Origin of the sequence: Crenothrix polyspora, from assembly GCF_900163755.1 — a bacterium.
Lineage (GTDB): Bacteria > Pseudomonadota > Gammaproteobacteria > Methylococcales > Methylomonadaceae > Crenothrix > Crenothrix polyspora.
The window spans coordinates 21,369-39,795 of sequence record NZ_FUKI01000110.1 but is presented as its reverse complement, the minus strand read 5'-3'; the positions used below and the strand labels follow the sequence as shown (position 1 = coordinate 39,795).

Below are 18,427 nucleotides of genomic sequence, written 5' to 3'. Positions count from 1 at the left end.
TACGTGAAACTTGTTTATGGGGGCTGTTATTCGACATTTAAAGAGTGACTGAGTACTAGTACTCAGTCAATTTTATTTTGGCGAGTGTGAATTTTAAAAAACCGTTCGTGGTGAGCTTGTCGAACCATGAACCACAAGTCCTTCGACAAGCTCAGGACGAACGGGGTATTTTACAGTACTCAACAAAGTAAAAATGACTAAGTACGAGTACTCAATCAATTTTGAGATGCCGAGTATATTTTTGACCAGCGTGATATCTACGAGGCTTTAAAAACCTCGTAGGTCTTTGTAACCAAAATTGCAGGGTGGATTCGCTGTTAGGCAATCCGCCACAATACGTCTACTGAACATTGGCATTGAGCGTTGACTGGCGGCTTGCTGACGCAAAACCACCTTACGAGCTCTTATACAGCTTAATGCACTAAGCAATGCGTTATTTAGCAGGCTCATCCAAAAATTTACGGTAATTAATCGATATTTTAAGTCCTGCAAAACGCCCTGCCATTCGTACCAACTCCTGAGTCTTTTTGTCGAACGATAATTTAACTTCACTTAACGCACGCTCTTCGTAGCCTTTTTCAATATGCGGACTGTCCAATAAAAAGAGATAGACATAAATTTCCTGACCTTTGTCTGGTATAACTTGAAAAGGCTTGCCCAATTGCGCAACCACAGCATCTCTTTTAGGCAGATCGGCAGCAATTTTTTCTACTGCGGCGGTATTGCCTTGCAATTGCATTTCCGCTTTATTAATATCCGCACCGCCCAGTGAACGCAAAGACGCTTCTAAAAATTTTGGTGGTGCAATCTGCAAAAATAACGACGAAAATGCCCAGCGCGTCAGCTTATTTTCTTTGTTGAAACCAAGTTCAGAGTAAAATTTTACTTCCGGTGTAATGACTTTGCGATAGCCGTTTACTTTACGAAACCAATAGCGCCATTTCTTACCGTCGGCAATCACAGTTTCTTCACTGGCGCGTAGCTTAGATAAAGCCACAAAATCTTCACTGAGCATGATCGGCTCTTTAAAATTTAAGCTAAATTCATCGCTGACTGCAACATCGAAATAACGGTCAAACTCGCTCATTTGTAAATAAACCTGATAAGCACGCATCCAATAAACACAGGCAGACAAAGAACATACAACCGCTAATAAGCAAACAATGCGTAGACTGCGATGAATAAAAAATCGTGTTTTCATAGTGCTAATGCCTTGTTGTAGAGGAGTTTACAAAATCCTGCGCTGTGAAAAGTCGTGCTATATCTATCGGATCAAATTGATGCTGGGTGTTGCAAAACTCACAGCCCACTTCAATACTGCCACGCTCACGCAAAATATCTTGCAACTCATCGTTGCCTAAACTTTTCAGTGTTGATTCAATTCTGGCTCTGGAACAAACACACTCAAAACTGACCGCTTCACCATCAAATAGCCGCAAATTTTCTTCATGAAACAAGCGATGCAGAATTTCCTGACAATCCAGTGTCAATAATTCGTGTTCTTTAAGGGTATTAGCAAGTATCTCAATATGTTCCCAATTGCTAGAATCTGTGTTGCCAGGCAATTCCTGTAACAAGAAGCCAACCGCGTGACTGTCATTAGCAAACAACCACAACCTGGTTTTAAGTTGTTCAGATTGGCTGAAATAACTCTCCAAAGCAGTTGCCAGATTATTGCCCTGCAACGCAATAATGCCTTGATACGGGTCAGCATGGTTGGGTTTTATAGTCAGCGCAAGATTGCCTTGTCCAAACATGGCTTGTAAAGAACCACTGGGAACAGTATCGGTATTTCTTATCAAACCTCTGATTTTTCGATCATGTGTCGCTTGAGCAACCAATGTTCTAATCGCGCCATCCCCTTGGGCTTGTAAAATTAATGAACCTTCAAATTTAATAGTGGCTGATAACATAGCAACAGCGGCTAAGGCGTGGCCAAGTTGCTGCTGCGCAGGCGCAGGCGCTGGGTGATTGTTTTTAATGGCTTGCCAGCTATCCGTCAGTTGAATCCATTCGCCGCGAATGCCTCGGTCTTCTAATAAAAACCGGTGTAATAAATCTACTTGTGTCATGGTGCTCCGTTGAAAAGTTTCACGCTTTGATTTACAGGGAAATCATAGTAACCTTTAGCTTAACACAGTGTGAATGGCGCTAAAAAATATGATTTTTTCAACAAAAAAGACCACGATGCCGACATATAACCGTGCATTACCAGGCAGAGATACGCCAATGCACATCACCAATCGGCATTTTGTTAATGGCAATCCCATAGCATCGCCTTTGCCTGAGGGCATTCAACAGGCAATATTCGGTTTAGGCTGTTTTTGGGGCGCTGAGCGAAAATTTTGGCAACACCCAAACGTGTTCAGTACAGCCGTTGGCTATAGCGCAGGGTTTACGCCCAATCCAACCTATGATGAACTGTGTACGGGGCTAACCGGCCATAACGAAGTCGTGCTGGTAAATTACGATCCACATTTAATTAGCTATCACGCATTACTGACACTGTTTTGGCAAGCACACAACCCCACACAAGGTATGCAACAAGGCAACGATGTCGGTACTCAATACCGCTCAGGCATTTATACCTACAATCAACAACAATACGATGCTGCGCTCAGTTCAAAAGCGCAATACCAGCAACGCTTGATAAAATCTGGATTTGGCGAAATCACCACCGAAATTATGCCCGCCAGTCAGTTTTATTATGCGGAAGATCACCATCAACAATATTTGGCTAAAAACCCGCAAGGTTATTGTGGCTTGGGTGGATTGGGGGTTACGTGCGATTAATTAAGCCTGCCCTTAAATTGCACTATTTTTTAAACAATTACCGATAATCTTATGCTTTCACACACGTCAAACCATTCAGAAGATGTCGTCCGCAAAAATTTAAGATGGTTGTTTATCCTGAGAAATCTCATGATACTCAGCGAAGGTATTTTAATTATTTTGTGTATTTACGGCCTTAATATTCGCATCCCCGAACAACAATTATGGCTGGTGATGGTGTCGATTATTGTGGTTAACGTCTATACCTCCATGCGTATTCAGTCGGAAAAACCCGTCACTGATATAGAAATTTTTTCGCATATTTCCATTGATGTGTTTGCGATTACCTCTTTGCTGTATTTGACCGGCGGCGCTTCAAACCCAATTACCTGGGTGTTTTTGTTGCCGCTGATTATTACCGCGATTATGTTGCCACAAGCGTTTGCTTGGTATATGGTCATTTTAACTTCTTCCATGTACACCATGCTGATTGCATTTAATGTGCCGCTGCCTTCAATAGAGCCGCACATGATTAATCCTGCCATGTTACACCCCGATATGGAGCATTTTGTGGCATTGCAACTGACCCACGAAATGCGCGATCACGAATATTTTAATCTACACATGTTCGGCATGTGGTCAGGCTTTGTATTCAGTGCCGGATTAGTGGCGTTTTTTGTGGTTGAGTTAGCCAAAACCCTTAAAAACCAGGAAAGAAGCTTGGCCGAAGCACGAGAAAATGCTTTACGAGATGAGCGCGTAGTCGCCTTAGGTACTTTAGCGGCCAGTGCTGCGCACGATATGGGCACACCGTTAGGAACAATAGCCATTGTTGCACATGAGCTAGAACAAGACTTCCCAAGCCATCGTTTTCCTGAATTGCATGAGAAAGTTATTATTGTGCAACAACAAATTGAGCGCTGTAAAAAAGCACTGTCATTAATGTCTGCCTCAGCGGGAGAAATGCGGGCTGAGTCGGGGCGGGTAATGTCGGTAATAGACTATATTGACGGCGTGCTGGAGCAATGGCGTACCCATAAAGCAGGCGCTAAACTGTGTCTGTTTATTGATCCTGAGATAGACACCGAAGCCAGCATTATTGCTGAACGCACTTTAACCCATGCTATCATTAATGTGCTAAACAATGCCGCTGAGGCAACGCAAGCTGAGCTGGGTGTAGAATTTCATGCGCGTTGGGACAGACAATATATGCACCTTAAAATCCGTGATTTTGGCCCAGGTATGCCCGCTGAATTGCTTGAGTTTGCAGGCAAAAATCCGGTAGTAAGCCGCAAGCGTGGCTTGGGTGTGGGCATTTTTTTAACCTATTCGACAATCAAACGATTGGGCGGGCAAATTAATTTTACCAATATGGATTCAGGTGGCGCGTGTGTAGAAATCACCTTGCCGCTTTTAGAAGCCGAGGCAGAGGATGATGACAGAGCATGAATTAGACAAACCTCGGCTATTGCTGGTGGATGATGATGAGACATTTTGCAAGGTGTTAAAAAATGCCTTAGAAAAACGGCATTACGAAGTATTAGTTGCTAACGATGTTAAAGCCGGTATGCTGCTGGCCGAACAAAACTTACCCGAATACGCCGTCATTGATTTACGCATAGGCCATGAGTCCGGCTTGGAATTAGTAAAAAAACTGATCTCGCTGGATGATAAAACCGTGTGTGTGGTGCTAACCGGTTTTGCCAGTATAGCAACAGCAGTGGAGTCAATAAAACTGGGGGCAACGCATTATTTAACCAAACCTGCCAATACTCAAGAAATTATTGATGCACTGTATAAAAATGTCGGCGATTCTTCGGTGTTGCTCAATAGCCATCCATTATCAATAAAGCGCGTGGAGTGGGAGCACTTGCAAAAAGTGTTAATGCAAAACGACGGCAATATCGCGGCAACCGCCAGAGCGTTAAATATGCACCGGCGTACATTGCAACGAAAACTGGATAAAAGACCTGTAAAAGAGTAAGTTTAAGGTAACGGCTGAAGTAGCTGCTATTTTTGGCTGCCGCTTAACTAACGTTTAAAATTTTAAGGTGTAATTAAAATGATTAAAATGCTTCCGTGTTTTGTTAAAAAACTAAAAATTGTCATTATTTTGGGGCTTACTGCCGTACTTCATCAGCCTGCGCTGGCTGATGAAAACTACATTGGTATGATAAAAACCTATCAACCGTTAGCGGCTGTCCTGCATGCTGGCAAGGAAATACCCGTTAATATTGGCGCAAAACTGTATCCCGGTGATACCGTTATTACCCAGACAGATGCCGCTGTGGGTATTATTTTTATGGATGGTTCGGTGTTGTCATTAGGTTCTGAAACACGTTTTGAGATTGTTGATTTTCTGTTTAAACCCGCTGAGCGCAACGTATCATTTACCTCGAAAGTATCTAAAGGCACGGTTGCATTTACCTCAGGTGCAATCGGCAGGATTTCACCTGAATCAGTCAAGTTTATTACGCCAACATCAACGTTAGGATTACACGGTACTAAAGTTCTGATCGAAGTAAAATAAAGCTCTCTAACTTTTAAAACATTCTGTAAGAATGTCAGGTGATGTCATGAAAAACTGCACAATTTTTTTTGCGATTGTTGGATTACTGTTGGCGGGCTGTAGCGGTACAACCGTGGTTTTAGTGCCCGATGCTACCGGTAAAGTAGGCAAAGTATCTGTTACAACCAAAGCAGGGCAGCAAGTACTCAGTCAATCTGGGGCAAGTACCTTTGCCGGTAAAGCTGACAAAATACCCACACAAGTTAAAGTTTTGGATAGCACCAAGATTCAAAACATGTTTGGTACGGTACTGGCTAACGAACCTGCGCCACCGTTACATTATTCCATTTATTTTCAATTCGGCTCGGCAGAATTATTGCCAGAATCTAAACCGCTGTTAATCAAAATTTTTAAATCAATAGAAGAGCGAAAATCATGTGATACCAGCATCATCGGTCACAGTGATCGCGTCGGAGATAACAATACTAATAAAGGAATTTCTTTAGCGCGTGCGGAGTCTGTTGCCAATATATTAAAAAGCATAGGCCTTGCTGGCAACTGTTTGGATGTGCGTTATTACGGCGAAAATGACCCTGTTGTGGCGACTGCGGATGAGGTGGCGGAACCCAAAAATCGGCGCGTGGAAATAGAGGTGCGTTAATCAAAACAACCGACAACACTGCTGGCTATTGGAGTATTAACATGAATACACCTCGCATACTATTACTGGTTATTATTGCCTGTGCGATAACGGGCTTTTTTTACTTCGATATTCAACAGTATCTCAGCTTAGAAACCCTCAAAACCCAGCAGACTCGCATTGCTGCGTATCGTGATCAACAGCCTTTTTTAGCCCTTATGCTTTATGGGCTAATATATATTGCTATCACAGGATTGTCGCTACCTGGCGCAACACTTTTAACTTTAGCAGGCGGTGCGTTATTTGGTTTATTCTGGGGCACAATAATCGTCTCGTTTGCTTCCAGTATGGGTGCAACATTGGCTTTTTTAGCCGCGCGATTTTTGTTTAAAGAGACTATTCAGGCCAAATTTGGTGAGTATCTTAAAGACATAAATGCAGGCATTAGCCGTGATGGTGGATTTTATTTATTCACCTTACGCTTGGTGCCGTTATTTCCGTTTTTTATAATCAATTTATTGATGGGATTAACAGTACTTAAAACACGCACGTTTTACGCAGTAAGTCAGCTAGGTATGCTAGCAGGTACACTGGTATATGTTAATGCAGGTACTCAATTGGCTACCATCCGCACCTTGTCTGACATTTTGTCGCCTGCTTTAGTAGGGGCATTTGCTTTATTAGGTATATTTCCTTTGCTTGCCAAAAAAATTGTCGAGTATTTTCCCCATGACTGACACAGTGGTAACGGCTGTCAACCACGATACCAAATGGCGTAAACCTAAAAAATTTGACACCAATCTGCTGGTGATTGGTGCAGGTTCTGGAGGATTGGTTACGGCTTATATTGCCGCCGCAGTGCAAGCCAAAGTCACCTTGGTTGAAAAGCATTTAATGGGTGGTGATTGCTTAAACACCGGTTGCGTACCCTCTAAAGCCCTAATTCGTTCAGCCAAATTTTTATCTCAGCTCAGTCGTGCCAGTGAATTTGGTATGAAAACCGCCAGCGTTGATTTTGATTTTGCCGATGTCATGACCCGCGTGCACAACATTGTTCAAACAATAGCACCTCACGACTCTATCGAACGTTATACCGCGCTGGGTGTGGACGTTATTACCGGCACAGCCAAAATCATATCCCCGTGGCAAGTGGAAATATCAAGCGCTGCTAGCACACGTATTATTAGTACACGCAGCATTGTTATCGCCGCAGGTGCCAAACCTTTTATACCCTGTATTCCAGGTTTGGCCGCTGTGGGTTATCTTACCTCTGATACCGTGTGGCAACTGCGTGAAAAACCTAAGCGATTACTGATATTAGGCGGCGGCCCGATTGGCTGTGAACTCGCGCAAGCCTTTGCCCGCTTAGGTTGTCATGTTACCCAGCTTGAAATAGCATCTCGGTTAATGAGTCGTGAAGATACCGATGTTTCAGCGCGGGTGCTGGCTAAATTTCAACAAGAAGGCATCAGTGTTTTACTGGCACATAAAGCCCTGCAATTTTGCACAAGCAACGGCGAAAAGCTATTAATCGCCGAATATCAAGGCCAAGAAGTGCGTATTGGCTTCGATCAGGTATTAGTGGCACTTGGACGCACAGCCAATGTAACAGGCTATGGTGTAGAAGAAATGGGCATTACCCTATCGCCACGGCAAACCATTGCGATAAATGACTTTCAGCAAACCAATTACCCTAATATCTATGCGTGTGGCGATGTGGCAGGGCCTTATCAATTCACCCATACTGCCGCGCATCAAGCGTGGTATGTGGCGGTAAATGCGTTATTTGGGGCGTTCAAAAAATTTCGCACCGATTATTCGATGATTCCTTGGTCAACCTTTGTAGATCCTGAAGTCGCACGCGTGGGTTTAAATGAACAAGAAGCAAAAGCGCAAGGCATTGCTTATGAGCTGAGCCTCTATCCTTTGAATGATCTGGATAGAGCGATTACCGATAGCCAAGCTCACGGTTTTATTAAGGTATTAACTCAGCCCAAAAAAGATAAAATTTTAGGGGTAACTATTGTCGGCGAACATGCCGGTGATTTGATCGCGGAATTTGTGCTAGCAATGAAATATAATTTAGGCTTGAATAAAATACTGGCGACAATTCATATTTACCCAACGATGGCGGAAGCCAATAAACACGTTGCAGGTGTGTGGAAACGACAGCATACACCACAAAAATTACTGGTATGGCTGGCGCGTTATCATCGCTGGTGTAGAGGTTAAAAACAGACACAACACGGTTGAAGACGTTATTGAGGTAGGTACGGTTTTATCCGCACAATGCGAATGAAGCTGCGCCGCCTATCTCTACACATCCTATAGCCTTGTGTGTTCCGGTGTGGCACCAGCTTAATAACCAGAAAACATAAAATTACCAACGAGCAGATATCACCACATACAGCGTTTTCAACTTAGGAGCGCGCACGAAATAACTTGAGCAAGTTCATGCTTCGACAGGCTCAGCACGAACGGTGGTGGCGTNNTGCTGAGCTTGTCGAAGCATGAACGGCACACTTCGACAAGCTCAGTGCGAACGGTTACGCTGTAACTATTGAACTGTGAAAATGCTGTAAGCCATACAAAACTGTTTACCGGCACTATCTGCTTCCTACTTTGATGCTGTTGATCGAGTGCTAGCTATGTTTTTTGATATTAAAAAATTCATTGATTTCAGATACTATTTTTTAAAAATCTGCACTTTTGTACTGATTTTGTTAAGCACGCGTGGATTAGCCGTTGAATGCAGTATTTTACAATTACAAACACATCGCAGTTTAGGGGCAGCTATAACGCATAACAAATGCCCTGTTGCAACCGACCTTTCGTTAGAATCGGTCATAGAACTGCAAGCCGGTACACGCGTCTGGCTAGAGTCGGTTGAAAAACCCCAACAGACCGAAGCTTATCAAATTGTTTGCTTTAATAAATCCCCCTCCGTGCAAAAATTAAAAATAGTCCGTGCAAATTCCCCTTGGCTTGCATCGTTAAGCCTGCCAGATTGCAAGTCCTGGTTGGCTAATCGACTGGTCTGTAAACAGCCTGACAATCAGCATGAAATGTTACTGTGTGCGATTATCCCAAAAGCCTCTCCCACCACCATGAGGTCTATTCAATCTAAAACCTCAGTAACTGTGCGCGGTTTTAAAAACCCTTTGCAAGCGCAGCCACCCAGTGAACAAACTAACTTGGCTGATTTTGTTACCCCCAGTATTAACCTATGCCGAAAACTCCTTAACACAAATCAGTCTATCACCCTAAGCTTAACAATAAACACCTTGGGGACAGTGTCACACGCTGCAATAGCCGAATCATTCATTGATAAACCCTTTGCAGCCTGTGCATTAGAGGCACTCGAACATATTCATTTTCCAGCTGTAACGCATGAAACACGTTTGACTGTGTCATTTTAATTCTAGATGCAGTGGTTACCCTGGATTGCTCAAAAACGCTTATTACCAATGGTAATTGTGGCGTTTATGGCAGGAAATAGTGTCGATTATGGGCTTGGAAACCCGATTGATTACTGGATTCATGATGCAGCCGTGGTTTTTCAGGCACGAACACAATGGCAACATACCGCCATCGTGGTGCTGGATAGTGCAATCCCCATAGAAGTAACTCGGCTGCAAGCCTTACCTTTATTTGCCAGAGCCTCTGAAAAGTTGATTGCAGCAGGTGCAAAAGGTGTGTTTCTGGATGCTAACCTCCCTAAGGACATTGAGGGTGTTATGCCTTATGCACAATGTATTGAACAAAACGGGGCGATTCGCTGGTCAGAACCGAACTGTTTGACGGTGGGTAAGCAATGCCAGCTGCGTAATAGCCTGGCGGGCAATGCGCCCTTAAAAATGTCAGCCGAGGTGTTTCCTTTTTTTAGGGTTGCGCCTTATCTTCCCGGGCAGGAGGTTTTTCCAGATTTTCTATTATACGATGTGGATGCCGAAGCCTTTATTCCTAAAACCGGTCTGGTGGCTCTGGATCGCTTAATCAGCAACGATTCCGCTGTTGCCCGCTGGATGGATTTAAGCGAGCAACACGCCGCCATTACCTTGGCGAAATTTATTGCTCCCGATCACGTTGCCGATAGCGTGTCCCATGACAACCTAGACGTTTGTGAGCAAAATCTGCCTTGCCGACGGATACGATTCAGCCGTCCTGTGTACAGCACGCAATTTTCCCGTAAACAACCCATTGTTCCGGTCAGCAAACTGGCTTCTTGTGATGATAAAGAAGCATTAGAAGTTGCCGCATTCCTCAAAAATCGGGTGGTTATTTTACAATTGACTGTTCCCCATGAAGCGACCGATGTCCACATAACGCCCTTTACATCGGCATTATTAGGCCCGCATTTGCTAACGCCGGGCGCTCAATATTTAGCCGATGCCGTCGAAACCTTACTCATGAACGATCATCCGCGCGAACCTTCACGGTGGTTTAAATGGGCAGTATTGCTGATAGCCGCCTGCTTGGGCGTTTATGCCAGCGTTTACTTGAAGCATCACTATTGGCTGTGGGTGATAGGCGCTTTGCTATTCCTGACGATGGCGGCGCTGTGTTTTTTATCGCCGGTTACTCAACTTTGGCCAGTTGGCGCAACACTGTTGACGTTTATCGTCGGTGGACTGGAAGGCATTGCCCTGCACTTATTGATTGGCTTTAAGGAAGGTCGTCTGATGACGCAGTATATGCCCCAGCAAGTCCATACGCTGTTGCTGTCTTTAAAGGAAAACGAACGCTTTTGTAACCAGCGTCATCAAGTTATCGTTCTTATGAGTGACTTAACCGGTTATACCGCTGTAACGGGTCTGCTCAAAGAGCCCACCTATCTTATTGAGTTGATGAATGATTATCTCAACGAAACATCTTATATCCTGCAAAATAATTATGGTGGCTGGTTAGAAAATTATGTTGCCGATATGGTTTGTTATTATTGGCCTTTTAAAAATAGCAACCAAACTCAAGCTTACCAAAATGCCTTGCAAGGCGCGTTAGCACTCTCCGCATTACAAAAGCGTTTTTTTACCGACCTGCCCGTGCGCTATCACACTAAATTTGATGCTAAGGTGTTACACAACATTAGCCGAGTGATTGATGCGGGTATTGGCTTGTCGTCAGGGACTGTCGTCATGGGAGATTTAGGCCCCAAACGTGGCGTAAGAAAGTTTGGCATACTCGGTGATCCGGTGAATCTAACGTCGAGGGTAGAAAGTCTGACCCGCTATTTTAATACCGAGATTATCATAACCGCTGATTTCTTAGCTACCGCCACATTCCTAGGTTACCCAACCCGACGCTTAGGCTGTTTTCGGGTTAAAGGCAGGGAGCAGGCAGAAATGCTGTATGCGATTGGTTTTGCGGATGACCAGCGCTTTCAGGCCGATATGATTAAAGCATGGGAAAGCTGGTTGTTTTATGCAGAGCGTGGCCGATTAAACCAACAAGATTGCCCCGATATTTTTAAGTTGGATCAAGATTCCTTAAGAAAATGGCAAGCCAATAATTTATTGCATAAGGGTGTTTGGGTTTTAGATTTTAAATAATCCCAAAGAAAGAAAAGTGGTATTGCCTTCAGATAAAGACAACACTACCTCAAGCTTGTTTTGCGGCTTCATAAAAAAGCCGTATCAACGGTGCATAACGACCATGTTTCATGGCATGTTGCATGGTTGCGTAATACATCGCCCGGTTCTCACCATTAAATACCGGCGGCATTAATCGGGCATTCAGGCATTGCGCCATCACCAAGGCGCGTCCCACACGGCCATTACCATCGCCAAATGGGTGGATTAAAATAAAATAGGCATGAGCCTTAGCAATGGTTTCCAGTGTAGCAGCCTTGGCGGTTTTATAAATCCAGCGGTTCATTTCTTCGGCAATATCTTCTGGTTCAGTTGTTTGTATGTCTTCCAACCGTCCCATCATACGAATTTTAGTGGAATAAAATCCGGCATTGTCGTATACACCACGCATAAAATCGGCATGTAGGGTTTTAATACGCTCTTCTGTGATCGGCATTGACTCACCCTGTTCCACAATCCGTTGCCAAAGCTGCTTATGGGTCATAAACGCATTAAAGCCTTCGAGAAAAGTCTGCCGATCCATATTTTTGGGCAGCTTGTGTTCATCAATTATCTTATCAAAATCCGTTTTTGCCATATCGGTTTCAATTTCTACCGTACCATAGCTTAAGCGGCGCAGAAATGGCAGGAACAACGCATCGTTGTGGGGCATATCATCCGGCAACAAGATCACTTCAAAACTTTGTTTAGAAGTATCCCATTCAGGGATCAAAAAGTGCTGGCAATACAATACATCAATATCCAAACGGTATTTGGCAGAGATGGATTCCGGCTTTTGCCGCCAGTTGAGAAGTGTTCTTCTAGAAATACCAATAGTTTCCGATAGCTTTGTGGAATAAATTAACACGTCCTGGAGCTGGTCAAGTTTTTCTACATAGCTTATTTTATGGTACTGCATGATCATTACCCGTTGTTACCTAATATTTTAATAAGGTAACAAAAGTGAGAAACAATTGCAAAATAATACAAAATGATTCCTTTGTTGGTAACACGAGCAATCCTACGTTTACTTCACCTACCTTTCGGCAATTTTTTATGGAGGGTGATTATCTTTTTCTCAATTGTAATATAACCGCCTTCTACTAATTCTTTTAAGATTCGGCTGATTATTTCCCTGCCTGAACCGATATGAGCGGCAATTTCAATTTGGGACATCGGTTTAGTTGTTACCAGCTTGCCATCAAACCCTGGTATGGCCATGTCATAAAGAAAGTTTTTTAGACGCTCATAAACATCCATAAATACCAGGTTTTGGGTAATGTTATTGGTAAAGCGGATTCTTTGGCATAAATATTTAATGACTTGTAGCGCCATTTTGGGGCTTTGATTTAATAACTCCAAAAAATCCGGTTTATAAAGCGCCAATAGCACACAGTTTTCAAGACTAACGATACCAGCCGATCGTGGCTTATCGTCAAATAAGGACAGCTCACCAAATATATCGCCGGTTCGGAGAGTCGATAAAATAATCTCCTTGCCTTCTTCATTACCGGCTACCACACTAACACTGCCTTCTTTGATGATGTACAGGGTACTGGAGGTATCACCCACCATAATCACCTGGGTATTTTTGGGTACTGATTTTGTTTTTATGCGGCTAATGATGGTCGCAATTTCTTGTTCTTCGAGGCAATTGAATAACTCGGTGGTTTTTAAAAATTCGATAGTGTCCATGAAGTCAATTTTTGCTTATGAATATTACGACCATTAATGTCAAGAAAGTAGTTTGTCGTATACATCGTGGTTGCCAATCCAAAACTATTGAATACCTTGATCTACAGGCACACCCAATGCCCGATACCCAAAACTGACACGGACGCTACGAAATGCCCCATTTTTTACGGGCTTAAAGTGTAATGATGGATATTACGGATCTTGTTTTAGCAACGCATAGCTTTCTCGCGCCTGCTGCTGAATATTAACGGGCAAAGCCTCAAAATGTTGCCAGAATTTGGATGAGGTGAAGTGTTTCAAAATTCACGCGCCGTACCTTTATGGTATTCAGCTAAAGCTTCTGCGGCCATTGCATCAAGTTTTCCCACGCAGGCATTCGCTTCAATTTGTGCATCCCAAGCAGCTTCATCAAACTGGGAAAACCATCGGCGAAATTTAGCTAACTCGTGCGCGGGTAATTGTTCAATAGCTTGTTCAATCGATTGAATAGACATCATGAATGACTCCAAAGTATCATTTTTTCACAAGTTGTAATGTATAAGGTTGGTTGGCGTAAATCAAGTGCCAGTTGCAGTTTGTGAACTCAAACTCTTGTGCTGGCACTATAAGCAGCTGTAGTTTTTCAGTAGTTATGCAGCGTAGTGGTTACAACTGTGTACCAGCAAACCAATCTTCATCATCATTCTACTACTTTGCTACACAAATGATTTATCCCAAAAAAGGATTGCAAATCATCAGCTGAACATCAATTTTTTGGCCATGCTGCATATCTTCCGAATACAAAAGACTGCAACCCGATTCTAACGCAGCACTGATGACCATGCTGTCATAAAAGGCATAACCGTATCGCTCGGCAATATCCAACCCCCGTTCATGAATATTGATGGTGACAGCTTGTATTTGGCATACGGCACGGGGACTATCGATAACGTATCGCGTATTTCGGCGTAAGTCATTTTCAGTTTTCGTGAAGCTACCGAGGAGAATTCATTCAATGCCTGGACACTAATCACACCACCCAAGGCAATAACCGCCTCTGCTCTATCAACTTTACGAGTATCTTCAGACAGTAGGTGCAACACAATATTGGTATCGAAAAATACCTTATCGGTTTTCATTGGCTTCCAAACGGTCAAACTTAAAATCGGCAGGCAGGCGGCCGCGATATTTTCGCAATCTGGCTAACAATTCTTGTGGGCTGGGTTTTTTCCCCACTTCGAAAACCCGATCATTGGCGATATGAATTTCTATATCGTCACCCTCTTTCAGTTCGAGAGCCTCGACAACACTGGCAGGCAATCTTACCGCCAAACTATTACCCCATTTTGCGACTTGCATAATGAATTCTCTATTATTTAATAATATACATTTATTTATTGTATATCATATTTTCTTGTATTGCCAGTATCTACAAACTATCGAACTGGAACAAAAAGTGTGATTAAGTCACATTTTCTTTGTTACCAGCTCACAGTTTTATCCCGTAATTTTATATAAATTATAACCGTCATCTGAAGTTTACCCTCAATGACGAGAAAACATTTAACTTATAAATTTTTTGGGGATATTAAAATGAAAAAAAATATATTAAGTGCAATTAGCTTTTTATTAGCCATACCATTTCATGTTTCGGCAGCCGATAACGCACCGACACCAACAAAGACAAGTTGTGAAGTTGCTAGCGTTGGCACATGGTACTGTACCATCGATGGCAAAGGGTATTATTGTGGTACAGATAAAGATCCAGACCCCAAAAATTGCCTACCCGCAAAAAAAATTGAGCCTGTCACAAATATTAATCAAATGATATTTACACCAATTGTTACTGTAAATAACTCAGGAGATACCTCAGTTAATTCTACAGATAAACCACTCGTTACTGGAATTGTTAATCCTGCATTTAATTTAGGAGGTAGTTTGTGGCCTGTTATTGGAGCACCGCAACCTGGATGGATTATTACCGGAGGTGGCGTTGGAGTGTTAGAAGGATACAGATACAATCTTTACAATACAGATCAAAATGCTTATCTTCGCTTTCAAGATCGTGCTGGTGTGAATTTAGGATGGAGTAATGCTCCAAATGGATTTATGGCAGTAAAACGACAATATCCTAGTAACCGTCCCATTACTTGTGAAGAACCCTTTGGTCTATTTATTGAAAAAGAATGGCCTATGTATGAAAAACAAACTTTTGGCATTAATTTGTCGACACGTACCCGACTGGCTGACACTTCCTGGTATCAATGGCGATTTACAAAATGTGGCGTCCCCGGCAGTGTTGTACAGTTAAACAAGCCCGTAGCATTGGTTAATAACCGTACAAACTCTGAAGTGGTGGGTTGTGAGCGCTTGGTAGGTGTTAATTTGTGCTGGGCTGAAGATGTCATTACTTTTAAGGGAAAAAATTACCGCTTAGCTGATGCAAGAAATTTAGTAGCAAAAGGAATGGCAGCAGTTGAGCTATTACCCTATTTGCCCTAAACAGCTGTTGAAAAAACTCAGTAACCTTTCAACTGATATACCCAATCGTTGAAAGGTTCGAAATTTAGTTTCTGCTTAGGTTCGGTGGCTTCAATATGCGTTTATTAACGGTATTCCACCTACCTTAATGATTTTGGAGGATAACGACATGAATAAAGTAACTCCCCTTGTTTTGATTGGCTTTTTAGCGCCTATAGTTAGCTATGCGGCTGAATCGTGTAATGATCTTTTGACTGTTGGCATATATAACGTTACTAACAGCAGCAGTGCAAGCGACGGGCAATTTATTGGCAAAACTACTTTTTGTGCTGCCGATTACAAAAACAGTTCAATTAGCAAATCGATGAAAGCCAGTATTGAAGCATCCTATGCTTTGTTTTCAGGTGGCGCATCTGGCTCGGTAAGTTCTGCTGAAATTATTCAAACGCAAAAAAACGTATGTACATCTGGTTTTAACAGCAGTGCTTATAGTAATCAAGCCAATGAGACATCACGTATTATTTACCAAGGTGCATTAGATGCATGGAATCAATGTAATGCTTTGGCAAACCGAGGCTTGAATGTTGAAATTCAACCCGACAGCACCATGCAGGGTGTCGCTGTTACCTTTTCAACCGCTACAGGCAATTCTACTAAATTACTGGGATTGACTCAATTGGGCTTGGGTAAATCTATATGTAACACACAGGTAAACGGCAAGGTTGTTACTGTTGGCAATAGCACTACTCTTGGCATAAATTCTTCCAGTAAATTGACTATTATCTGTGAACGGCAAATGAATAAAGATAGTAAAGGCGATTTATTCGCCGATGCACAAACATTAGTTTTCAACACCAGTACCGGGGCTTACCAAGTTCCTCTGTCAGGTACCGGCGTACTGGCTCATGCTACAGTTGTTCAAGCTTTAGGACAAATTAGAACTGCTGTTAACAAAAGTGTGAACGCGTCATTGGTTAAGTCGAATAAAAGCATAAACGGCTCATTACTTCAAATAAAAAATGAAAATCAAAATGCTATTTTCCAAGTTACTAATGTAGTAAACACAAAGCTAACATCTGCTGGATTGCAATGTAGGGATATTGCCACTACTCCTGACAGTGATGGCGGTGGAAGAGCCTTGTATTTAGACAGGCATAACCTGCAATGCAACGATAACGAATACTTAACGAGATACCAGCTATTCAGAAATGATGAGGCCGCAGGTACTTGGCAGTTATTAGGTAGATGCTGCAGAGTTTGGAACTAAGATGTACCCAATCGTTGGAAGGTTCGAAATTTAGTTTTTGCTTAGGTTCGGTGGCTTCAATAAGCGTTTATTGACGGTATTCCACCTACCTTAATGATTTTGGAGGATAACATCATGAATAAAGTAATTCCCTTTGTTTTAATTGGCACCTTAGCTCCCATCGTTAGTTATGCGCAAGTATTAACCCCTGCGCAATGTGAAGGAGATGCCCGAACCGACACTCCGCTCATCAGTAAATTGATAGCTGTCGGTGCAGGCGAACGAGTTCAACTTCCTGCAGGAACATGTTCAATACGTGGTAGCTTATACATTCCTGCCTACACAACATTGACGGGGGTAAGTGGCGGCCTGACTACATTGGTGCAAGCTGATGGTGCTGGTGGTTCTGAGCGGTTACTGTATACCGCTGGTGACAATGTGACGATCGAACACTTGGTGCTCGATGGCAACCGTGCCAATCAGACACCCGATGAACACCGTGCCGGCGTGTTTGTTCAACATGCCAATACGACTATTCGCCACGTTCGATCCCGCAACTTTACCGGAGACGGTTTTTACTTATATAAGGACGCAATAAATACCACGATCACATACGTCCGTGCCCACGATAACGGACGAGATGGCATAGCACTTACTGGCGCTATTGGAGCCAATGTTAGCCACTCCCAATTCTATGATAACGATGCTGACCAGATTGATGTTGAGCCGGGCAAAGGGCAAAAAGTTGGTAACTTAAAGTTTGACTATATTATTGCTGGAGCCGCAGGACAAAAACTAACCGGCGCTGCCATAGTGTTTGCGGGTCGACCTTTGGGTGAGAAAGGACTTTTGGCCAATAATCTGGTACTCAGCAATTCCTTAGTCTATGGCTCAATAAGGGTGGTTTATACCGTTAATGCTATTGTGCGGAATAATGTGATTGCTAACACGTCAGATATGCCAGCGCTTCAAGTCTATCGTTTTAATTCTGGGGCTTTGGTGACAAATAACACGATAAGCCAGTTAGAGAACAAGGTGGCATGGCCTACGGCTGTTGAAGTCGTTGGAACGAGTTCGGTGGATGCCAGCACCAAAACCATCATCAAAAACAATCGTATTAAAGTGGCTGGCGCGAACGGCTTAGGTGTTTATGCGGCGGGTATATCGGATGTGGCTATCACAGGTAACTCGATACAGGGGGCAGGTAAGCCCTCGATAGAGCGATCTGGCGTGCTTTTACGGGCAACACTGGCGAATTATCCTTTTAAGCTAGTACACCAAATTGGAAGTCAACAGGATTTTAATTTAGCTTTATGCTGTACACAATCAGCATTTCATTCATGATTTGAAGATTTTTATTATCCTGTTTTTATACGATTTGATGTACTAGCGACTGTGACTAACAATAACATCAGTGACTTTGGGGCATACGGATTGGGTATAAACGGGAACGGGGCAGCCAAACTAACTTCCCTGATACTGCAAGGTAATACATTCACCAATACCACTACACCTGGGTCACAAACGGTTGGGTTATC

Annotated in this window: 19 protein-coding genes; 12 read left to right on the top strand and 7 right to left on the bottom strand. The window is 43.0% G+C overall.

Going from position 1 to position 18,427, the window contains the following annotated elements; translation table 11 throughout:
• Positions 1-433: 433 nt before the first annotated feature.
• Together CRENPOLYSF2_RS09050 and hslO are read right to left on the bottom strand one after the other, a co-directional pair.
• Positions 434-1,201: a hypothetical protein gene (locus CRENPOLYSF2_RS09050; RefSeq protein ID WP_087143627.1), complete on the bottom strand. Its 768-nt coding sequence runs from the start codon at positions 1,199-1,201 to the stop codon at positions 434-436.
• Positions 1,202-1,205: 4 nt separating this feature from the next.
• Positions 1,206-2,072 (bottom strand): Hsp33 family molecular chaperone HslO, encoded by an 867-nt coding sequence (gene hslO, locus CRENPOLYSF2_RS09045; RefSeq protein ID WP_087143626.1) that lies wholly within the window; start codon positions 2,070-2,072, stop codon positions 1,206-1,208.
• Positions 2,073-2,160: 88 nt separating this feature from the next.
• Between hslO and msrA the strand changes: the two genes are divergently transcribed.
• The 9 genes from msrA to CRENPOLYSF2_RS09005 all read left to right on the top strand — a co-directional run bounded on the left by msrA (position 2,161) and on the right by CRENPOLYSF2_RS09005 (position 11,470).
• Positions 2,161-2,793: a peptide-methionine (S)-S-oxide reductase MsrA gene (msrA, locus tag CRENPOLYSF2_RS09040; protein WP_087143628.1), complete on the top strand. Its 633-nt coding sequence runs from the start codon at positions 2,161-2,163 to the stop codon at positions 2,791-2,793.
• 51 nt (positions 2,794-2,844) lie between these two features.
• Positions 2,845-4,221: an ATP-binding protein gene (locus CRENPOLYSF2_RS09035; RefSeq protein ID WP_087143625.1), complete on the top strand. Its 1,377-nt coding sequence runs from the start codon at positions 2,845-2,847 to the stop codon at positions 4,219-4,221.
• Positions 4,208-4,756 (top strand): response regulator transcription factor, encoded by a 549-nt coding sequence (locus CRENPOLYSF2_RS09030; protein WP_087143624.1) that lies wholly within the window; start codon positions 4,208-4,210, stop codon positions 4,754-4,756. Before CRENPOLYSF2_RS09035 ends, CRENPOLYSF2_RS09030 begins: the two co-directional genes overlap by 14 nt.
• 78 nt (positions 4,757-4,834) lie before the next feature.
• Complete coding sequence (locus CRENPOLYSF2_RS09025) at positions 4,835-5,302, top strand: FecR domain-containing protein (RefSeq protein WP_087143623.1); 468 nt, start codon at positions 4,835-4,837, stop codon at positions 5,300-5,302.
• A 46-nt stretch (positions 5,303-5,348) separates the two neighbouring features.
• Entirely contained in the window at positions 5,349-5,942 is a 594-nt protein-coding gene (locus CRENPOLYSF2_RS09020) for an OmpA family protein (RefSeq protein WP_176371073.1), read from the top strand.
• A gap of 41 nt (positions 5,943-5,983) precedes the next feature.
• Complete coding sequence (locus CRENPOLYSF2_RS19420; RefSeq protein WP_336469724.1) at positions 5,984-6,658, top strand: TVP38/TMEM64 family protein; 675 nt, start codon at positions 5,984-5,986, stop codon at positions 6,656-6,658.
• Positions 6,651-8,153 (top strand): dihydrolipoyl dehydrogenase family protein, encoded by a 1,503-nt coding sequence (locus tag CRENPOLYSF2_RS09015; protein ID WP_336469723.1) that lies wholly within the window; start codon positions 6,651-6,653, stop codon positions 8,151-8,153. The genes CRENPOLYSF2_RS19420 and CRENPOLYSF2_RS09015 overlap by 8 nt, the downstream gene beginning before the upstream one ends.
• A 416-nt stretch (positions 8,154-8,569) precedes the next feature.
• Positions 8,570-9,340: a hypothetical protein gene (locus CRENPOLYSF2_RS09010; RefSeq protein WP_087143621.1), complete on the top strand. Its 771-nt coding sequence runs from the start codon at positions 8,570-8,572 to the stop codon at positions 9,338-9,340.
• 6 nt (positions 9,341-9,346) lie between these two features.
• Positions 9,347-11,470: an adenylate/guanylate cyclase domain-containing protein gene (locus tag CRENPOLYSF2_RS09005; RefSeq protein WP_087143620.1), complete on the top strand. Its 2,124-nt coding sequence runs from the start codon at positions 9,347-9,349 to the stop codon at positions 11,468-11,470.
• A 49-nt stretch (positions 11,471-11,519) separates the two neighbouring features.
• Here CRENPOLYSF2_RS09005 and CRENPOLYSF2_RS09000 read toward each other — a convergent pair whose 3' ends face one another.
• The 5 genes from CRENPOLYSF2_RS09000 to CRENPOLYSF2_RS08975 form a co-directional block, all read right to left on the bottom strand.
• On the bottom strand, positions 11,520-12,407 hold the full coding sequence (locus CRENPOLYSF2_RS09000; protein ID WP_176371072.1) for a Fic family protein: 888 nt from the start codon (positions 12,405-12,407) through the stop codon (positions 11,520-11,522).
• Between the two features lie 113 nt (positions 12,408-12,520).
• Complete coding sequence (locus CRENPOLYSF2_RS08995; protein WP_087143618.1) at positions 12,521-13,183, bottom strand: Crp/Fnr family transcriptional regulator; 663 nt, start codon at positions 13,181-13,183, stop codon at positions 12,521-12,523.
• A 296-nt stretch (positions 13,184-13,479) separates the two neighbouring features.
• Complete coding sequence (locus tag CRENPOLYSF2_RS08985) at positions 13,480-13,680, bottom strand: hypothetical protein (protein ID WP_087143617.1); 201 nt, start codon at positions 13,678-13,680, stop codon at positions 13,480-13,482.
• A gap of 303 nt (positions 13,681-13,983) precedes the next feature.
• Positions 13,984-14,301 (bottom strand): PIN domain-containing protein, encoded by a 318-nt coding sequence (locus CRENPOLYSF2_RS08980; RefSeq protein ID WP_245807957.1) that lies wholly within the window; start codon positions 14,299-14,301, stop codon positions 13,984-13,986.
• Positions 14,288-14,521 carry an AbrB/MazE/SpoVT family DNA-binding domain-containing protein gene (locus CRENPOLYSF2_RS08975; protein ID WP_087143616.1) on the bottom strand — a complete coding sequence of 78 codons (234 nt, stop codon included), beginning with the start codon at positions 14,519-14,521 and terminating at the stop codon, positions 14,288-14,290. Before CRENPOLYSF2_RS08975 ends, CRENPOLYSF2_RS08980 begins: the two co-directional genes overlap by 14 nt.
• A gap of 234 nt (positions 14,522-14,755) precedes the next feature.
• On the opposite strand from CRENPOLYSF2_RS08975, the gene CRENPOLYSF2_RS08970 reads away from it, so the two are divergent.
• The 3 genes from CRENPOLYSF2_RS08970 to CRENPOLYSF2_RS08960 all read left to right on the top strand — a co-directional run bounded on the left by CRENPOLYSF2_RS08970 (position 14,756) and on the right by CRENPOLYSF2_RS08960 (position 18,233).
• On the top strand, positions 14,756-15,664 hold the full coding sequence (locus CRENPOLYSF2_RS08970; protein WP_087143615.1) for a hypothetical protein: 909 nt from the start codon (positions 14,756-14,758) through the stop codon (positions 15,662-15,664).
• A gap of 148 nt (positions 15,665-15,812) precedes the next feature.
• Entirely contained in the window at positions 15,813-16,910 is a 1,098-nt protein-coding gene (locus tag CRENPOLYSF2_RS08965; RefSeq protein WP_087143614.1) for a hypothetical protein, read from the top strand.
• A gap of 114 nt (positions 16,911-17,024) precedes the next feature.
• Positions 17,025-18,233 carry a right-handed parallel beta-helix repeat-containing protein gene (locus tag CRENPOLYSF2_RS08960; protein ID WP_176371071.1) on the top strand — a complete coding sequence of 403 codons (1,209 nt, stop codon included), beginning with the start codon at positions 17,025-17,027 and terminating at the stop codon, positions 18,231-18,233.
• The last annotated feature ends 194 nt before the right edge of the window (positions 18,234-18,427 follow it).